This window comes from Halomonas sp. BC04 (genome assembly GCF_000568385.1).
This window is the reverse complement of record NZ_AZQX01000266.1, coordinates 1-13,961: the sequence shown is the minus strand read 5'-3', so window position 1 is coordinate 13,961 and position 13,961 is coordinate 1. Positions and strand designations below refer to the sequence as shown.

The window sequence follows — 13,961 nt, the reverse complement described above, 5'->3', positions numbered from 1 at the left end:
CCAGCGGGATCTCGCGCAGCGCGGGATTGTCGCGCATCTCCACGGCGGCATAGAAGCAGTCGCAGTCCGCATGCAGAATCTTGCGAATGGGATTCATGGGCGACCGTCCGACAACTAGCCGAGCGTGACCGAATGCATCACAGCGCCTGGCCGCTGCCGCCGCGAATCACGCCGACGCCGATGCCTTCTATCTCGAGAGGCTGGTGGCGAAGGTCCACCTCGATGGGCGCGAAATCGGCGTTCTCCGCTTCGAGGATGACGTGGTGGCCGTTGCGGTGGAAGCGCTTGACGGTGACCTCGTCCTCGAGCCGGGCGACGACGATCTGGCCATCGCGGACGCGATCGGTGCGGTGCACGGCCAGCAGGTCGCCCTCGAGGATCCCGGCATCCTTCATGGAGAGGCCGCGGACCTTCAGCAGGTAGTCGGCACGAGGGGTGAAAAATTCAGGTGGCAGGGGGCAGTAGCGATCGATGTGCTCGGCGGCAAGGATAGGGCTGCCTGCCGCTACCTCGCCGATGACGGGCAAGCCTTCCACGGCGGGTTCCCCTGCCACCGGTTCGGCATCCTGGGCCGGCAGGCGAATACCCCGTGACGTACCACGGATGACCCGGATGACGCCCTTGCGTTCCAGGGCCCGCAGGTGCTCCTCGGCGGCATTGGGCGAACGAAAGCCCAGGGCTCGGGCGATTTCGGCACGGGTCGGCGGATAGCCGAACTCGTTCATGGTCTTGACGATGAAGTCGAAGACGTTCTGCTGACGAGAGGTGAGGGGGCGTGACATGCGACCTCCGGGTAGCGGTGCCTTGAGTATTGTTCAAGTATACAGCATGGAAGTCTATCCAGTAAAAAGGTCTGTGCCTGGCAAGGGGCGAGACATGTTTCAAACAGATGTCTGTCAATTAATTTGAGCGAACTGCTGAAATCACGTAGACTTTTGTAATGTTTTAAACACTCGTTTCCAGCGGGACCAGGATCATGGCTCAAACCGACACCGTCACACGCATACTCGATACCGCCGAAGTCTTGTTCGCCGAACGCGGCTTCGCGGAGACCTCGTTGCGGACCATCACCAGCAAGGCGCGCGTCAATCTTGCTGCCGTGAACTACCACTTTGGCTCCAAGAAGTCCCTGATCCAGGCGGTATTCGCCCGCTATCTGGACCCTTTTACCGTGCGCTTCCACCATGCCCTCGACGAGCTGGAAGCAGAGCATGCCGGCGATGTCATTCCGCTGGAAGTCCTGCTGGAAACCATGGCCCGTACGGTGCTGGATGTCCCGGGAGAACGTCACAGCCTCAAGGTATTCATGAAGCTGCTGGGCCTCGCCTACAGCCAGGCCCAGGGACATCTGCGACGCTATATCCAGGATGAGTACGGCAGTGTGTTCACCCGCTTCACCGATCTGGTTCGGCTGGCAACGCCCGATCTACCCGACTCGGAGCGATTCTGGCGGCTACACTTCGTACTCGGGACCGTGATCTTTACCCTCTCGGGGCTGGATGCGCTGCGTGATATCGCCGAGCAGGATTACCAGGAACATGTCACCGTGCGTGACCTCATCCGCCGCCTGCGCCCGGTCGTGGTGGCCGCCATGAACGCACCGCTGCCTCCCCCCACCATATCCAAGGCCGAGGCGACCTGACATGCGCACTCCGCATCTGACCGAATTGCCACCGGCAGCGGATACCTGGCTGGAAATAGATGTCGCTAATCAGCGTCTGGTTCACTGGCAGGGATCGAGCCCCAGGCCGAGTGGAGCGTCTCTACCGCCCTGGCAGGGACAGGTCAGCAGGAGGGGAGCGGCTGCACGCCGCTGGGGTGGCACTACGTACGAGCCGCCATCGGTGACGGACTGCCCACGGGTACGGTGTTCAGAGGCCGGCGGACCACCGGTGAGCGGTATTCCCCGGAGCTGGCGGAAGCGCATCCACATCGCGATTGGATACTCACCCGTATCGTCTGGCTCTGTGGGCTGGAGCGGGGGGTCAATCGCGGGGGAGAGGTCGATAGTCAGAGGCGCTATATCTATCTGCACGGCACGCCTCCCGACCAGCCCATGGGCGTGCCGCGCTCTCATGGCTGCATTCGCCTGAGTGCTTCGTCGCTGCTTCAGGTCTTCCCGCTGGCCGCCCCGGGCACCCCCGTATGGCTGCATGACTGAAGTGTGCGTCAGGGGCTTGCGCATGGCTGTCACCTCGGCCAACTTTGGTCTAGAATCAGCCTCCTTCTAGCCCAAGGAATCCGATCATGACGCAGACCCTCGGCCCGGTGATGCTGGATCTGGAAGGCACACAGCTGACCGACGACGAGCGCAGGCTATTGCTGCGCCCCGAGGTTGGCGGGGTGATTCTCTTCTCCCGCAATATCGAGGATGCTCGCCAGGTTCGCTCACTCTGCGATGCCATACGCCAGGTGCGCCCCGAACTGCTGTTGACCGTCGACCAGGAGGGCGGCCGGGTGCAGCGCCTGCGTCAGGGCGTGACCCGGATACCCTCCATGGGGCGCATTGGCCGCGACTATGCTATTGCACCGGAAGTCACGCTGCGGCTGTGCCTGGATACCGGTTGGCTGCTGGGCATGGAAATGGCCGCCTGTGGACTCGACCTCAGCTTTGCACCGGTGCTCGATGTCGATTGCGGCATCTCCAGTGTGATCGGCGATCGCAGCTTTTCCAGCGATCCCGTCGCGGTTTCCGCCATGGCCGAAGCTTCGTGGCCGGCCTGCATGAGGCCGGCATGGCGGCAGTCGGCAAGCACTTCCCCGGGCACGGCGGCGTCGCTGCCGACTCGCACCTGGAACTGCCCATCGACGACCGGCCCATTGATGTCCTGCGCGCCCATGACCTGGTGCCCTTCGCCGATCTGGCCGGTCGCCTCGACGGCGTCATGCCCGCCCATGTCATCTACAGTGCCTTCGACGCTCGCCCCGCCGGTTTCTCAAACAGCTGGCTTGGTCTGCTGCGCGAATCGCTCGGCTTCAAGGGAACGATCTTCTCCGATGACCTTGGCATGGCCGGCGCCGGATACGCCGGCGGTCCTCATGAGCGTGCCCAGGCAGCCTTGGACGCCGGCTGCGACATGGTGCTGGTGTGCAACGATCGCGCCGCCGCCCTGGAGGTGCTGGACGCCTGCCAGGGTCGCACAATACGTCCGGCGACCCGGCTACGCTATGGCCGGGCTCGTCCGGAGCCCGAAGCCCTGGAAGCACTGGGGCGCTGGCGTCGTGTCCACGCCCGCCTCGAGGCCATGGCCCAGGGCTGACCGATCACATCCCGTCCCGATTTCCCAATAGCGACATGAGCTCCCAATGCCCAAACTCGATCCCGATTTCCACCAGTCCCTGGCTACCATGCGCGATGTCATGGAGAGTGCCGACTGCCTGATCACGCAAGCGGAGGTCGAAGTCGCTCTCGACCGCATGGCAGAGCAGATCACCGCCGACCTTGGCGACAAGCTGCCGGTCTTCTATTGCGTCATGAATGGCGGGCTGATTACCACCGGCCATCTGCTGACCCGTCTGGGTTTCCCGCTGGAAGTGGACTACCTGCATGCCACGCGCTATCGCGGCGGTATCCGTGGCGGCGATCTCTTCTGGCGCGTCTCGCCGGAAGTGCCCATGGCCGACCGTCATGTCGTGATCGTCGACGACATCCTCGACGAAGGCACCACGCTTGCCGCCATCCTCGACTACTGTCACAAGGCCGGCGCCAAGAGCATTTCCACGGCCGTCCTGGTGGACAAGCGCCATGACCGCAAGGCCGTACCCGACCTGCGCGCCGACTACTGCAGTCTGGAAGTCGTCGACCGCTACGTCTTCGGTTTCGGCATGGACTACAAGGGCTACTGGCGCAACGCCCCCGGAATCTTTGCACCGAAGGGGTTGTAGCACTTGGTGGGTATTGTCTGACACGGCAGGAAAAAACAGCTGTAGGAGCGCTGCTTTGCATCGCGACTGGCGCCGCAGGCGCCCGGCGGAGGCTGCAGCGTCGGCGTTAGCCGCCAACATCGGCACCACTGCCGGGGAGGCCTGCGGTCTCCAGTCGCCGATGCGTCGGACCGGAGCTGAAGCTTCCTCCTACAGTGCGGTAGTTGCCGGCCTTGTTGGAGCGCTGGTTCCCATCGCGACTGGCGCCGTCAGGCGCCCGGCGGAGGCCGCAACGTCAGAGGTGATCGCCAGCACCGGCAACCCCGCCGGGGAGGCCTTCGGCCTCCAGCCGCGATCTGAAGATGCCCCTACAGCCCACTTTCAGGTAATCAAGCCAGGCCCAGCTCGTGGGTGGCTTCCTCGCGCATCTTGAACTTCTGGATCTTGCCGGTGACGGTCATCGGGAATTCATCGACGAACTTCACGTAGCGCGGCACCTTGTAGTGGGCGATCTTGCCTTTGCAGAATTCCTTCAGCTCGTCGCCGGTCAACTGCTGGCCTTCGCTCAACTTGACCCAGGCCATGACCTCCTCGCCGTACCTCTCGTCGGGCACGCCGATGACCTGTACATCGGAGATGGCCGGGTGGGTGTAGAGGAAGTCCTCGATCTCGCGAGGATAGATGTTCTCCCCGCCGCGAATGATCATGTCCTTGATGCGACCGACGATGGCCACATAGCCCTCTTCATCCATGGTCGCCAGGTCGCCGGTGTGCATCCAGCCCGCATTATCGATGGACTTGTCGGTGGCCTCCTCGTTCTCCCAATAGCCCAGCATCACGCTGTAGCCGCGGGTGCAGAGCTCCCCGGTCTCGCCGCGAGGCACCACGGCACCGGTCTCGGGGCTGACCAGCTTGACCTCCAGGTGGGGATGGATCGTACCGACCGTGGTCACGCGCTTATCCAGCGGTGCATCGGTCTGGGTCTGGAAGCTGACCGGGCTGGTCTCGGTCATGCCGTAGCAGATGGTGACGTCTTCCATGTTCATCTTGTCGATGACCTGGCGCATCACCTCGATGGGGCAGATGGAGCCGGCCATGATGCCTGTGCGCAGCGTCGAGAGATCGTACTGGGCGAAGTTGGGGTGCTCCAGTTCGGCGATGAACATGGTGGGCACACCATAGAGCGCCGTGGCCTTCTCATCGGAGACGGCTTTCAGCGTTGCCTCCGGCTCGAAGCCGTCGCCCGGATAGATCATGGTGGCACCATGGGTGACGCAGCCCAGGTTGCCCATCACCATGCCGAAGCAGTGGTAGAGCGGCACCGGGATCACCAGGCGATCCTTCTCGGTGAAGCCCATGGTGCGGGCCACGAAGAAGCCGTTATTGAGAATGTTGTGATGCGACAGCGTAGCTCCCTTGGGAGCCCCGGTGGTGCCGGAGGTGTACTGGATATTGATCGGGTCGTCGAACTGCAGGGTGCTCTGGATGTCTGCCAGGTGATCGGCGGAGACCTCGTCGGCATATGCCAGCATCCCCTGCCAACTGAACATGCCGGTCAGCGTGCGATCCGCATCGAGGCAGACGACCCGCTTGAGCTCGGGCAGTTTGGCGGAAGAGAAGGTTGATGGGGCGCCGTCGCGCAGCTCCGGGGCCAGTTCGGCCAGCGTGGCGACATAGTCCGACGACTTGAATTTCCCCTGCAGAATCAGCGTCGAGGTGCCCGATTGCTTGAGGGCATACTCCAGCTCGTGGGTACGGTAGCTGGGGTTGATGTTGACCAGTACCGCGCCGATCTTGGCGGTGGCAAACTGTGTGATGGTCCACTCGGCGCAGTTGGGCGACCAGATGCCCACACGGTCACCCTTGTTGACCCCAAGGGCCAGCAGGGCGCGGGCCGCCTCATCCACCGCGTGCTGCAGCTCCGTCCAGGTATAGCGCAGGCCCTGATGCAGGCTTAGCAGGCGTCGCCATCGGGGAAGCGTGCCACCGTCTCGTCGAAACAGTCGCCGATGGTCTGACCCTTGAGTGGGGTATCGCTGATACCGCTGACGTAGCTGTTCTGGACGCGATTCTGTGAGTGTTGGCGTGTCATGGTGTTACCCGTCTTGTTGTTGCAAGATAAATTGGAAAACTGGTACACGAGCTGGATTCAGGATGGCGATGTCTGGCGACTCGGCAACAGGAGAGGCCGGCAGTCAAGGATCACTACTGATCCAGGCGCTTGAGGACGTCGCGGGCCCGCATCTCCACGTCATCGAGCTCTCGCTGCATCAGTCTTATGTCCTCGAGCTGTCGTTCCATGTTGGTGCGCTTGTCGGCCAGTATTTCCAGAAGTCGCTTGAGCTGGCGTGCGTTTCCATCAGGCATGGCGTCATACATCTCGATGACTTCACGTATCTCGGCCAGGGAGAACCCGAGCCGCTTACCCCGCAAGGTCAGCTTGAGTCGTACCCGATCCTTTTCATGATAGATGCGAGTCTGCCCTCGGCGCTCAGGTGCCAGCAGGCCTTCCTGCTCGTAGAACCGGATGGTGCGCGGCGTCACCTCGAACATCCGGGCCAGTTCCCCGATGGAGTAGGTGCGGCGCTGCTGCGGCAGACTGCCATTGATTGCAGTGGTGGCTTCCGGTTCGGCTGTGCTCATTGCTACCTTTCCTGTGTCTTGGTGGGCCGTTTGGGAGCCTGTCAGACTTAACGCTGATCTACTGCGAGACCCGGTCTTTCGGCCAATTTCATTCGATCTGATTCGTAAAATAGCGGGCTATTCGCCTCATCAGATCGATAAACTTGCCTCAAAATCCGAATCTCTCGCGACGATCGGTCAAATCCGACAGGCTCCTGGCGGTTTCCATCCACTTAACCGCAACACTAGACGACGTTGACGTTAACGTAAAGTGCTTGTAGACCAAGGGATGTATGCGATAAAACCTAGCAAGTGCTAGGTTGGTTGCCATCAGGCTTCGCGAATGGGGCTCTTTCACACCCATGGCGATCCGGCGACCTATCAGATACCACTACCTGGATCGAACATCTCGGTCGTACCATTCAGTCGATACATGAGGACACCTCGATGGATTTCTCCCTGACCGATGACCAGAAGGCGCTCGTTCAGGCGGCCGCCGACTTCAGCAGGGCCGAACTGGCCGACCACGCCGCCGAATGGGACGCAACCTCGCACTTCCCGGTCGAGGTCATTCGTCGCGCCGGCGAGGCGGGGTTCCTCGGCATCTACATCCCCGAAGAGCGCGGAGGACTGGGCCTTTCTCGCCTGGATGCTTCGCTGATTTTCGAACAGCTTTCCCAGGGCTGCATCTCGACCACCGCCTATCTTACCATCCACAACATGGTTGCCTGGATGGTTGCCAGCTGGGGCAGCGAAGCACTCCGTGAAAGCTGGGTGGACCGGCTGGTCAGCGGCGAGTGCCTGGGCTGCTACTGCCTCACCGAACCGGGGTCAGGCTCGGACGCAGCCAGCCTGCGCACGAAAGCCGTACGGGATGGCGACGAGTATGTCATCAGCGGTTCCAAGATGTTCATCTCGGGAGCCGGTGCCAACGACGTGCTCATTGTCATGGCGCGTACCGGCGGGCCCGACAGCGGCGCAAGTGGGGTGTCCGCGATCCTGGTGCCGGCTGATGCGGAAGGCATCGAATACGGCAAGAACGAAGAGAAGATGGGCTGGAAGAGCCAGCCGACACGCCTGGTCAGTTTCGATGGCGTCCGTGTGCCGGTCGGCAATCGCCTGGGTGACGAGGGCGAGGGTTTCAAGCTGGCCATGAAGGGCCTTGACGGCGGAAGGCTCAATATTGCCAGCTGTTCGCTGGGTGCGGCCCAGCATGCGTTGACCCTGGCTCGGAACTACATGGCCGATCGCAAGCAGTTCGGCCGTGAGCTGTCCAGCTTCCAGGCGCTGCAGTTCAAGCTCGCCGACATGGCTACCGAGCTGATGGCGGCGAGGCTGATGGTGCGCCAGGCGGCATGGCGGCTCGACAACAACGACCCGGACGCGACGGCCCATTGCGCCATGGCCAAGCGATTCGCCACCGACATGGGTTTCAATGTCTGCAACGATGCACTTCAGCTCCACGGCGGTTACGGTTATCTCAGGGAGTTCCCGCTGGAGCGCATGGTACGTGACACCCGGGTCCACCAGATTCTCGAGGGCACCAACGAGATCATGCGGGTCATCGTGGCTCGTCGGCTGCTCGCGGACGGTGTGATCGAGGCGTTGCAGTAAGATTACGGATAACAATCAGGAGAACAGTGGCATGACGGAACTTGCGGTCATCTTCGACGAGCGCCCGACAAGGGACGGGGGGCGGATCGGCGTGGCCACCCTCAATGCGCCCAAATCGCTCAATGCCTTGACGCTGACCATGGCACAACAGCTCATGGCCAAGCTCGACGCCTGGGCGGTGGATCGCAGCATCGTGGCGGTCTGGCTCGAAGGCGCGGGGGAGAAGGCCTTCTGTGCCGGTGGCGATGTGGTGGCCCTGTATCGCTCCATGACCGAGGAGGGCGAGAACCGTGGGTCGGGTCGCGATAGTGTCTTTGCCGAGACCTACTTCACGACGGAATATCGGCTCGATTACCGGATTCACACCTATCCCAAACCGATCCTGCTCTGGGGTGACGGCATCATCATGGGCGGCGGCCTGGGTCTGACGGCCGGGGCTTCGCACCGGATCGTGACCGAAACCACACGCATCGCCATGCCGGAAATCACCATCGGTCTCTATCCGGATATCGGCGCCAGCTGGTTCCTCAACCGCATGCCACCCGGTATTGGCGCCTATCTCGGCATCACCGGCGCCAGTTGAATGCCCGGGATGCGCTGGATCTGGGCATGGCGGATCACTTCGTCCCTCGCGACAGACGGGAAGCCCTCCTCGAGGCCCTGGGGGAAGGGGATTTCGGTGCGCGCACGCCGCGGGACCTGCGAGCCGGCGTGCAAGCGGCGATCGATGCCATGGAGGAGCGCTCCCCGGCACCTCAGGCGCAGGTATGGCCGCATCTCGACCATATCCAGAAGCTGGTAGGCCAGGTCGATGCGCCTACCGCCGTCAAGCAGATCCTGCGCGATACCCGTGACGATGCCTGGCTAGCCGCCAACCGTACACGGCTCGAGGCCGGCAGCCCGCTGAGCGCACACCTGGTCTGGCTGATGCTGGATCGTCATCGGCTTACCAGCCTGGCGGACGCCTTCCGCGATGAGCTGAACTTGTCGGTGCAGTGCTGCCGGCAGGGAGACATCGCCGAGGGCGTGCGCGCGTTGCTGATCGACAAGGACAAGAACCCCAGGTGGCGGCATGCCGACGTCGACAGCGTGCCACAGGCCGATCTGGATGCCCTGATGAGGCCGCTGTGGAACAGCGAATCGCACCCGCTGCGTGACCTCGGTACCGGCGAACGCGTAAATTAAATGCTGGGTCTACCGGCTGTAACCAACAATCAATAACGACTCTCAGGAGCGACTTGCATGAATATCGCCTTTATCGGACTGGGTAACATGGGCGCGCCGATGGCCGCCAACCTGGTCAAGGCCGGCCACGAGGTCAGCGTTTTCGACCTGGTGGATGCGGCCATGAAGAGCCTGGAAAAAGCCGGTGCCAACGCCTGTGCCAGTGCACAGAGCGCCGCCAGCGGTGCCGATGTCATCATCTCGATGCTGCCCGCCGGTCAGCACGTAAGACGGCTCTATCTCGGCCGAGAGTCTTCGCCGGGCCTGTTCGATGCCCTGGAAGGCAAGCCGCTGATCATCGACGCCTCGACCATCTCGCCGGAGGATGCCCGCTTCGTCGGTGCCGCCGCTGCCGAACGTGGGCTGACCTATCTCGATGCGCCCGTCTCGGGCGGAGTGGGCGGAGCCCAGGCCGGCACGCTGACCTTCATCGTCGGCGGATCCGAGGCCGGGTTCGAGCAGGCCAAGCCCGTACTGGAAGGCATGGGCAAGAATATCTTTCATGCGGGCGAAGTTGGCTCGGGACAGGTAGCGAAGATCTGCAACAACATGCTGCTGGGGATACTGATGAGCGGCACCGCCGAGGCCCTGGCACTAGGCGTCAAGAACGGCCTCGACCCCGCTGTGCTCTCGGAGATCATGAAGCAGAGCAGCGGCGGCAACTGGGCGCTCAACGTCTACAACCCCTGGCCCGGCGTCATGCAAGGCTCGGCGGCGTCTCGCGACTACCAGGGCGGCTTCCTGACCGACCTCATGGCCAAGGACCTGGGGCTCGCCTGGGAGCTGGCCCTTGAGAGCAAGGCCACGGTGCCGATGGGCTCCCAGGCGCGTAACCTCTTCGCCCTCCATGCGTCCCAGGGTAACGGCGGCAAGGACTTCTCCAGCATCCAGAAACTCTTCCGCGCCGGCGAAGAGAACTGAAGCAAGGCAACACCACCGGGAGTCCTTCGGCCTCCAGTCGCGATCTGAAGATTCTCCTACAAGTTGGTGTGGCACCGTCGGTGGAGAAGGCAGCTGTAGGAGCGCTGGTCCCCATCGCGACTGGCGCCGGCAGGCGCCCGGCGGAGACTGAAACGCTGGTGATGGCCGCGAACGCTGGCAACTCCGCGGAGGAGGCCTGCGGCCTCCAGTCGTGATCTGAAGATTCTCCTACAAGTTGGTGTGGCACCGTCGGTGGAGAAGGCAGCTGTAGGAGCGCTGGTCCCCATCGCGACTGGCGCCGCAGGGGCCCCGCCAAGGCTTCCTTTGGCACTTCTCCAGGAAACGGGCACAATCGGGTGCCCGTTTTCGTGTTCGAGGTTTCATGACGCTTTCATCGCCATCCGTTGATCGGCCATCCCCTCGCCCCGTTCGACGCGAGCTCCTCGAAGGCCCCATTGCTGCGACACTGCTGCGCAAGAGCCTGCCGGTGGTGGGGGGCATGATCGCCATGCTCAGCTTCAACCTGGTGGACTCCTGGTTCATCGCCCGGTTGGGCACCGAGCCTCTGGCTGCGGTCTCCTTCACCTTCCGGTGGTCTTCGCGGTAATCAGCCTGGCCATCGGGCTGGGCATCGGCACCTCGGCGGTTGTCGCCAGAAGGCTGGGGCAGGGGGATCTCGACACGGTGCGCAGGCGCGCCACCGATGCGGCCCTGCTCGCACTTGGGGTCGGTCTTTTCCTGACCGCGCTGGGGCTGGCCACAATCGACCCACTGTTCCGACTATTGGGCGCCGACGATGCATTGATGCCCCATGTACGCGACTACATGGGCATCTGGTACCTGGGGGCAGCGGTCGTCATCGTGCCCCGGGTGCTCAACAGCGTGCTCAGAGCCCAGGGCAATACCCTGATACCCGGCTTGATGATGGCACTGGCGGCCCTGCTCAACGGGCTGCTCGACTGGCTACTGATTTTCGGGGTGGGCCCTTTTCCCGAGCTTGGCGTCCAGGGGGCCGCCCTCGCCACCGTGATCAGCTGGGGCGCGATGACCGCGGCGCTTTTCCTGCAGCGTGAGCTACGGGACTGCCTCGACTTCCGGCGCTTGCCCCTGGCGGAGATGCTCGACTCCTGGCGCGAGCTGTCGCGCATTGCCGTACCCGCCGCCATCACCAGCGTTTTCACGCCAATGGCGCTTGCCCTGGTGACGCGTATCGTCGCCGACCATGGCCACCACGCCGTGGCCGGCTTCGGTGTCGGCACGCGTATCGACGCTTTCGTCCAGATTGCCGTCCTGGCGCTCTCCATGACGCTGCCGCCCCTGGTCAGCCAGAATATCGGCGCCGGGCAGCACGACCGGGTCCGGCGCGCCATCTTCGGCTGCTTCGGCTTCGTGCTCGCCTGGCAGTTTGCGATCTGGCTGCTGCTGCAAATGCTCGCCCCCTGGCTGGTAGGCAGCTATGCCGACAGTGAAGCCATGGCCGAGGTGCTGCGCTCTTTCCTGTGGTGGGTGCCGTTGGGGCTGGGAGCGCAGGGGGTCGTCATCCTTGCCGTCTCCTCGCTCAACGCCCTGCATGAGCCGGGGCGGGCCATGCGTCTGTCGATCATACGGCTCTTTGCCCTGACCGTGCCGCTCGCCTGGTTGGGCAGTGTCCTGGCAGGCCCCACCGGCATTTTCATCGGCATGTTCATCGCCAACGTACTGGTTGGCCTGGTGGCCTGGCGCCTCATCCATCGCCGGCTTCGAGAGCGAGCGCCGCCGGTATCGCAATCAAGCTAGGTGTACCCGCAGAGAGATGCGGTGAGATAGAGAAAAAACCTGGCCCAGGGGTTGGCAGCGTGACGCTCATGGTCTACATTCTATCAAAATGTAGATATTCACCACGGAGAGTCCACAATGAGCCAGATCACACCCGTCACCTGGGAAGACCCGTTCCGCCTGATCGATCAGCTGGACGAAGACGAGCGCATGGTGCTGCAAACTGCCCATGACTACTGTCAGGACAAACTGATGCCGAGGGTGCTGGAGGCCAATCGCCACGAGCACTTCCACCGCGAGATCATGAACGAGATGGGGGAGCTGGGTCTGCTCGGTGCCACCATCGACGGCTATGGCTGCGCCGGCATGAACTACGTCAGCTACGGCCTGATCGCCCGGGAGGTGGAGCGCGTCGACTCCGGCTACCGCAGCGCCATGAGCGTTCAGTCCAGCCTGGTGATGTATCCCATCCACGCCTTCGGGACCGATGCCCAGCGTGAGAAGTACCTGCCCAAGCTGGCTACCGGCGAGTGGGTGGGCTGCTTCGGCCTCACCGAGCCGGACCACGGCTCCGATCCGGGCAGCATGTCCACCCGGGCCGTGCGCACCGACAGCGGCTGGCGCCTCAACGGAACCAAGACCTGGATCACCAACTCGCCCATTGCCGATGTCTTCGTGGTCTGGGCAAGGGACGAAGAAGGCGTGGTTCGCGGCTTCATCCTCGAGAAGGGCATGCCCGGCCTCTCCGCACCCAAGATCGACGGCAAGTTCAGCCTGCGTGCCTCCATCACCGGCCAGATCGCCATCCAGGATGTCGAGGTTTCCGACGACCAGCGCCTGCCCGGCGTCACCGGCCTCAAGGGTCCGTTTTCCTGCCTCAATCGTGCCCGCTTCGGCATCGCCTGGGGCAGCATGGGGGCCGCCGAGGCGTGCTGGCATGCCGCTCGCGAGTACACCCTGGATCGCAAGCAGTTCGGTCGCCCGCTGGCCGCCAATCAGCTGATCCAAAAGAAGCTGGCCGACATGCAGACCGAGATCGCCCTGGGCCTGCAGGCCGCACTGCGCGTCGGCCGCATGATCGATGACGGCCAGCTGGTGCCGGAGGCGATCTCGCTGATCAAGCGCAACAACTGCGGCAAGGCCCTGGATATCGCCCGCGTCGCTCGCGACATGCACGGCGGCAACGGCATCTCCGACGAGTACCACGTGATTCGTCACATGATGAACCTCGAAGCGGTCAACACCTACGAAGGCACCCATGACGTCCATGCCCTGATCCTGGGCCGGGCCCAGACCGGCATCCAGGCCTTCGCCAACTAATTCGCCAAGTTCCAAACGCTACCTCTAGCGAGGAGCGACGGCGGGAAGCCGAAGTGGAGGTCCTACGCCAGGGATGGCGTCGGTAGCGTACAGGGATGTATTCACAGCGCCTCCTCGCAGGCTTGCCCGCCGCTGCGACGAGTGTGGAAGGAGTCAGAATGAGTCGACCGCTGGAAGGCATAACTGTCCTCGACATGTCGCGAGTGCTGGCTGGCCCCTGGGCCGGTCAGCTGCTTGCCGACCTCGGGGCGCGGGTGATCAAGATCGAGCACCCCGAACGCGGCGACGACACCCGCGGATGGGGCCCACCCTGGCTTGCCGAAGACCTGGAGGCGGAAAACGGCGATCCCGAACGTGTGGCGGCCTATTTCCTCTGTGCCAACCGTGGCAAGCAGTCGCTGGCAGTGGATATTGCCAGTGAGCGAGGGCAGGCGCTGATTCGCCAGCTGGCGAAGGGTGCCGACATCGTGCTGGAGAACTTCAAGGTGGGTGGCCTGGCCAAGTACGGCCTCGACTACGCCAGCCTGCATGAACTGAACCCCCGGCTCATTGGTTGTTCCATCACCGGCTTCGGCCAGGATGGGCCCTATGCCCACCGCGCCGGCTACGACTTCATGATCCAGGCCATGGGCGGACTGATG

General features: G+C 63.1%; 10 protein-coding genes and 4 pseudogenes. 11 read left to right on the top strand and 3 right to left on the bottom strand.

Going from position 1 to position 13,961, the window contains the following annotated elements:
* Positions 1–137: 137 nt before the first annotated feature.
* A complete protein-coding gene (gene lexA, locus Q427_RS18410; RefSeq protein ID WP_043516559.1) occupies positions 138–782 on the bottom strand; it encodes a transcriptional repressor LexA in 645 nt (214 codons plus the stop codon).
* Positions 783–976: 194 nt separating this feature from the next.
* Here lexA and Q427_RS18405 point away from each other — a divergent pair, with 194 nt between their 5' ends.
* The 4 genes and pseudogenes from Q427_RS18405 to Q427_RS18390 all read left to right on the top strand — a co-directional run bounded on the left by Q427_RS18405 (position 977) and on the right by Q427_RS18390 (position 3,885).
* Complete coding sequence (locus tag Q427_RS18405) at positions 977–1,642, top strand: TetR/AcrR family transcriptional regulator (RefSeq protein ID WP_043516558.1); 666 nt, start codon at positions 977–979, stop codon at positions 1,640–1,642.
* Position 1,643: 1 nt separating this feature from the next.
* A pseudogene (locus Q427_RS18400) lies at positions 1,644–2,161 on the top strand (L,D-transpeptidase family protein).
* A gap of 86 nt (positions 2,162–2,247) precedes the next feature.
* Positions 2,248–3,260: pseudogene (gene nagZ, locus Q427_RS18395) on the top strand (beta-N-acetylhexosaminidase).
* A gap of 46 nt (positions 3,261–3,306) precedes the next feature.
* The gene (locus tag Q427_RS18390; RefSeq protein WP_043516557.1) at positions 3,307–3,885 is read left to right on the top strand and encodes a hypoxanthine-guanine phosphoribosyltransferase; all 579 of its coding nucleotides are present in this window, start codon (positions 3,307–3,309) and stop codon (positions 3,883–3,885) included.
* A gap of 368 nt (positions 3,886–4,253) precedes the next feature.
* Here the strand turns inward: Q427_RS18390 and Q427_RS18385 are convergent.
* Both Q427_RS18385 and Q427_RS18380 read right to left on the bottom strand, forming a co-directional pair.
* Positions 4,254–5,956 (bottom strand): annotated as a pseudogene (locus Q427_RS18385) (AMP-binding protein).
* 113 nt (positions 5,957–6,069) lie between these two features.
* A complete protein-coding gene (locus tag Q427_RS18380) occupies positions 6,070–6,507 on the bottom strand; it encodes a MerR family transcriptional regulator (RefSeq protein ID WP_081786080.1) in 438 nt (145 codons plus the stop codon).
* A gap of 426 nt (positions 6,508–6,933) precedes the next feature.
* On the opposite strand from Q427_RS18380, the gene Q427_RS18375 reads away from it, so the two are divergent.
* The 7 genes and pseudogenes from Q427_RS18375 to Q427_RS18350 form a co-directional block, all read left to right on the top strand.
* Positions 6,934–8,100, top strand: a complete 1,167-nt coding sequence (locus Q427_RS18375; RefSeq protein WP_043516556.1) for an acyl-CoA dehydrogenase family protein — start codon at positions 6,934–6,936, stop codon at positions 8,098–8,100.
* A 31-nt stretch (positions 8,101–8,131) separates the two neighbouring features.
* Positions 8,132–9,285, top strand: a pseudogene (locus Q427_RS18370) (enoyl-CoA hydratase/isomerase family protein).
* A gap of 57 nt (positions 9,286–9,342) precedes the next feature.
* On the top strand, positions 9,343–10,245 hold the full coding sequence (gene mmsB / locus Q427_RS18365; RefSeq protein WP_043516555.1) for a 3-hydroxyisobutyrate dehydrogenase: 903 nt from the start codon (positions 9,343–9,345) through the stop codon (positions 10,243–10,245).
* A 382-nt stretch (positions 10,246–10,627) separates the two neighbouring features.
* Positions 10,628–10,852 (top strand): hypothetical protein, encoded by a 225-nt coding sequence (locus tag Q427_RS34380; RefSeq protein WP_051496514.1) that lies wholly within the window; start codon positions 10,628–10,630, stop codon positions 10,850–10,852.
* Positions 10,837–12,021 carry an MATE family efflux transporter gene (locus Q427_RS18360; RefSeq protein ID WP_051496513.1) on the top strand — a complete coding sequence of 395 codons (1,185 nt, stop codon included), beginning with the start codon at positions 10,837–10,839 and terminating at the stop codon, positions 12,019–12,021. The genes Q427_RS34380 and Q427_RS18360 overlap by 16 nt, the downstream gene beginning before the upstream one ends.
* Before the next feature lie 117 nt (positions 12,022–12,138).
* Complete coding sequence (locus Q427_RS18355) at positions 12,139–13,320, top strand: acyl-CoA dehydrogenase (protein ID WP_043511791.1); 1,182 nt, start codon at positions 12,139–12,141, stop codon at positions 13,318–13,320.
* 158 nt (positions 13,321–13,478) lie between these two features.
* The coding region (locus Q427_RS18350) for a CaiB/BaiF CoA transferase family protein (protein WP_043516560.1) at positions 13,479–13,961 on the top strand (483 nt) is incomplete at its 3' end.

What these genes read in the sequence shown, in the direction of transcription:
- lexA (WP_043516559.1), bottom strand. Translation starts at nt 782, where the DNA reads ATGTCACGCCCCCTCACCTCTCGTCAGCAGAACGTCTTCGACTTCATC.
- Q427_RS18405 (WP_043516558.1), top strand. Translation starts at nt 977, where the DNA reads ATGGCTCAAACCGACACCGTCACACGCATACTCGATACCGCCGAAGTC.
- Q427_RS18390 (WP_043516557.1), top strand. Translation starts at nt 3,307, where the DNA reads ATGCCCAAACTCGATCCCGATTTCCACCAGTCCCTGGCTACCATGCGC.
- Q427_RS18380 (WP_081786080.1), bottom strand. Translation starts at nt 6,507, where the DNA reads ATGAGCACAGCCGAACCGGAAGCCACCACTGCAATCAATGGCAGTCTG.
- Q427_RS18375 (WP_043516556.1), top strand. Translation starts at nt 6,934, where the DNA reads ATGGATTTCTCCCTGACCGATGACCAGAAGGCGCTCGTTCAGGCGGCC.
- mmsB (WP_043516555.1), top strand. Translation starts at nt 9,343, where the DNA reads ATGAATATCGCCTTTATCGGACTGGGTAACATGGGCGCGCCGATGGCC.
- Q427_RS34380 (WP_051496514.1), top strand. Translation starts at nt 10,628, where the DNA reads ATGACGCTTTCATCGCCATCCGTTGATCGGCCATCCCCTCGCCCCGTT.
- Q427_RS18355 (WP_043511791.1), top strand. Translation starts at nt 12,139, where the DNA reads ATGAGCCAGATCACACCCGTCACCTGGGAAGACCCGTTCCGCCTGATC.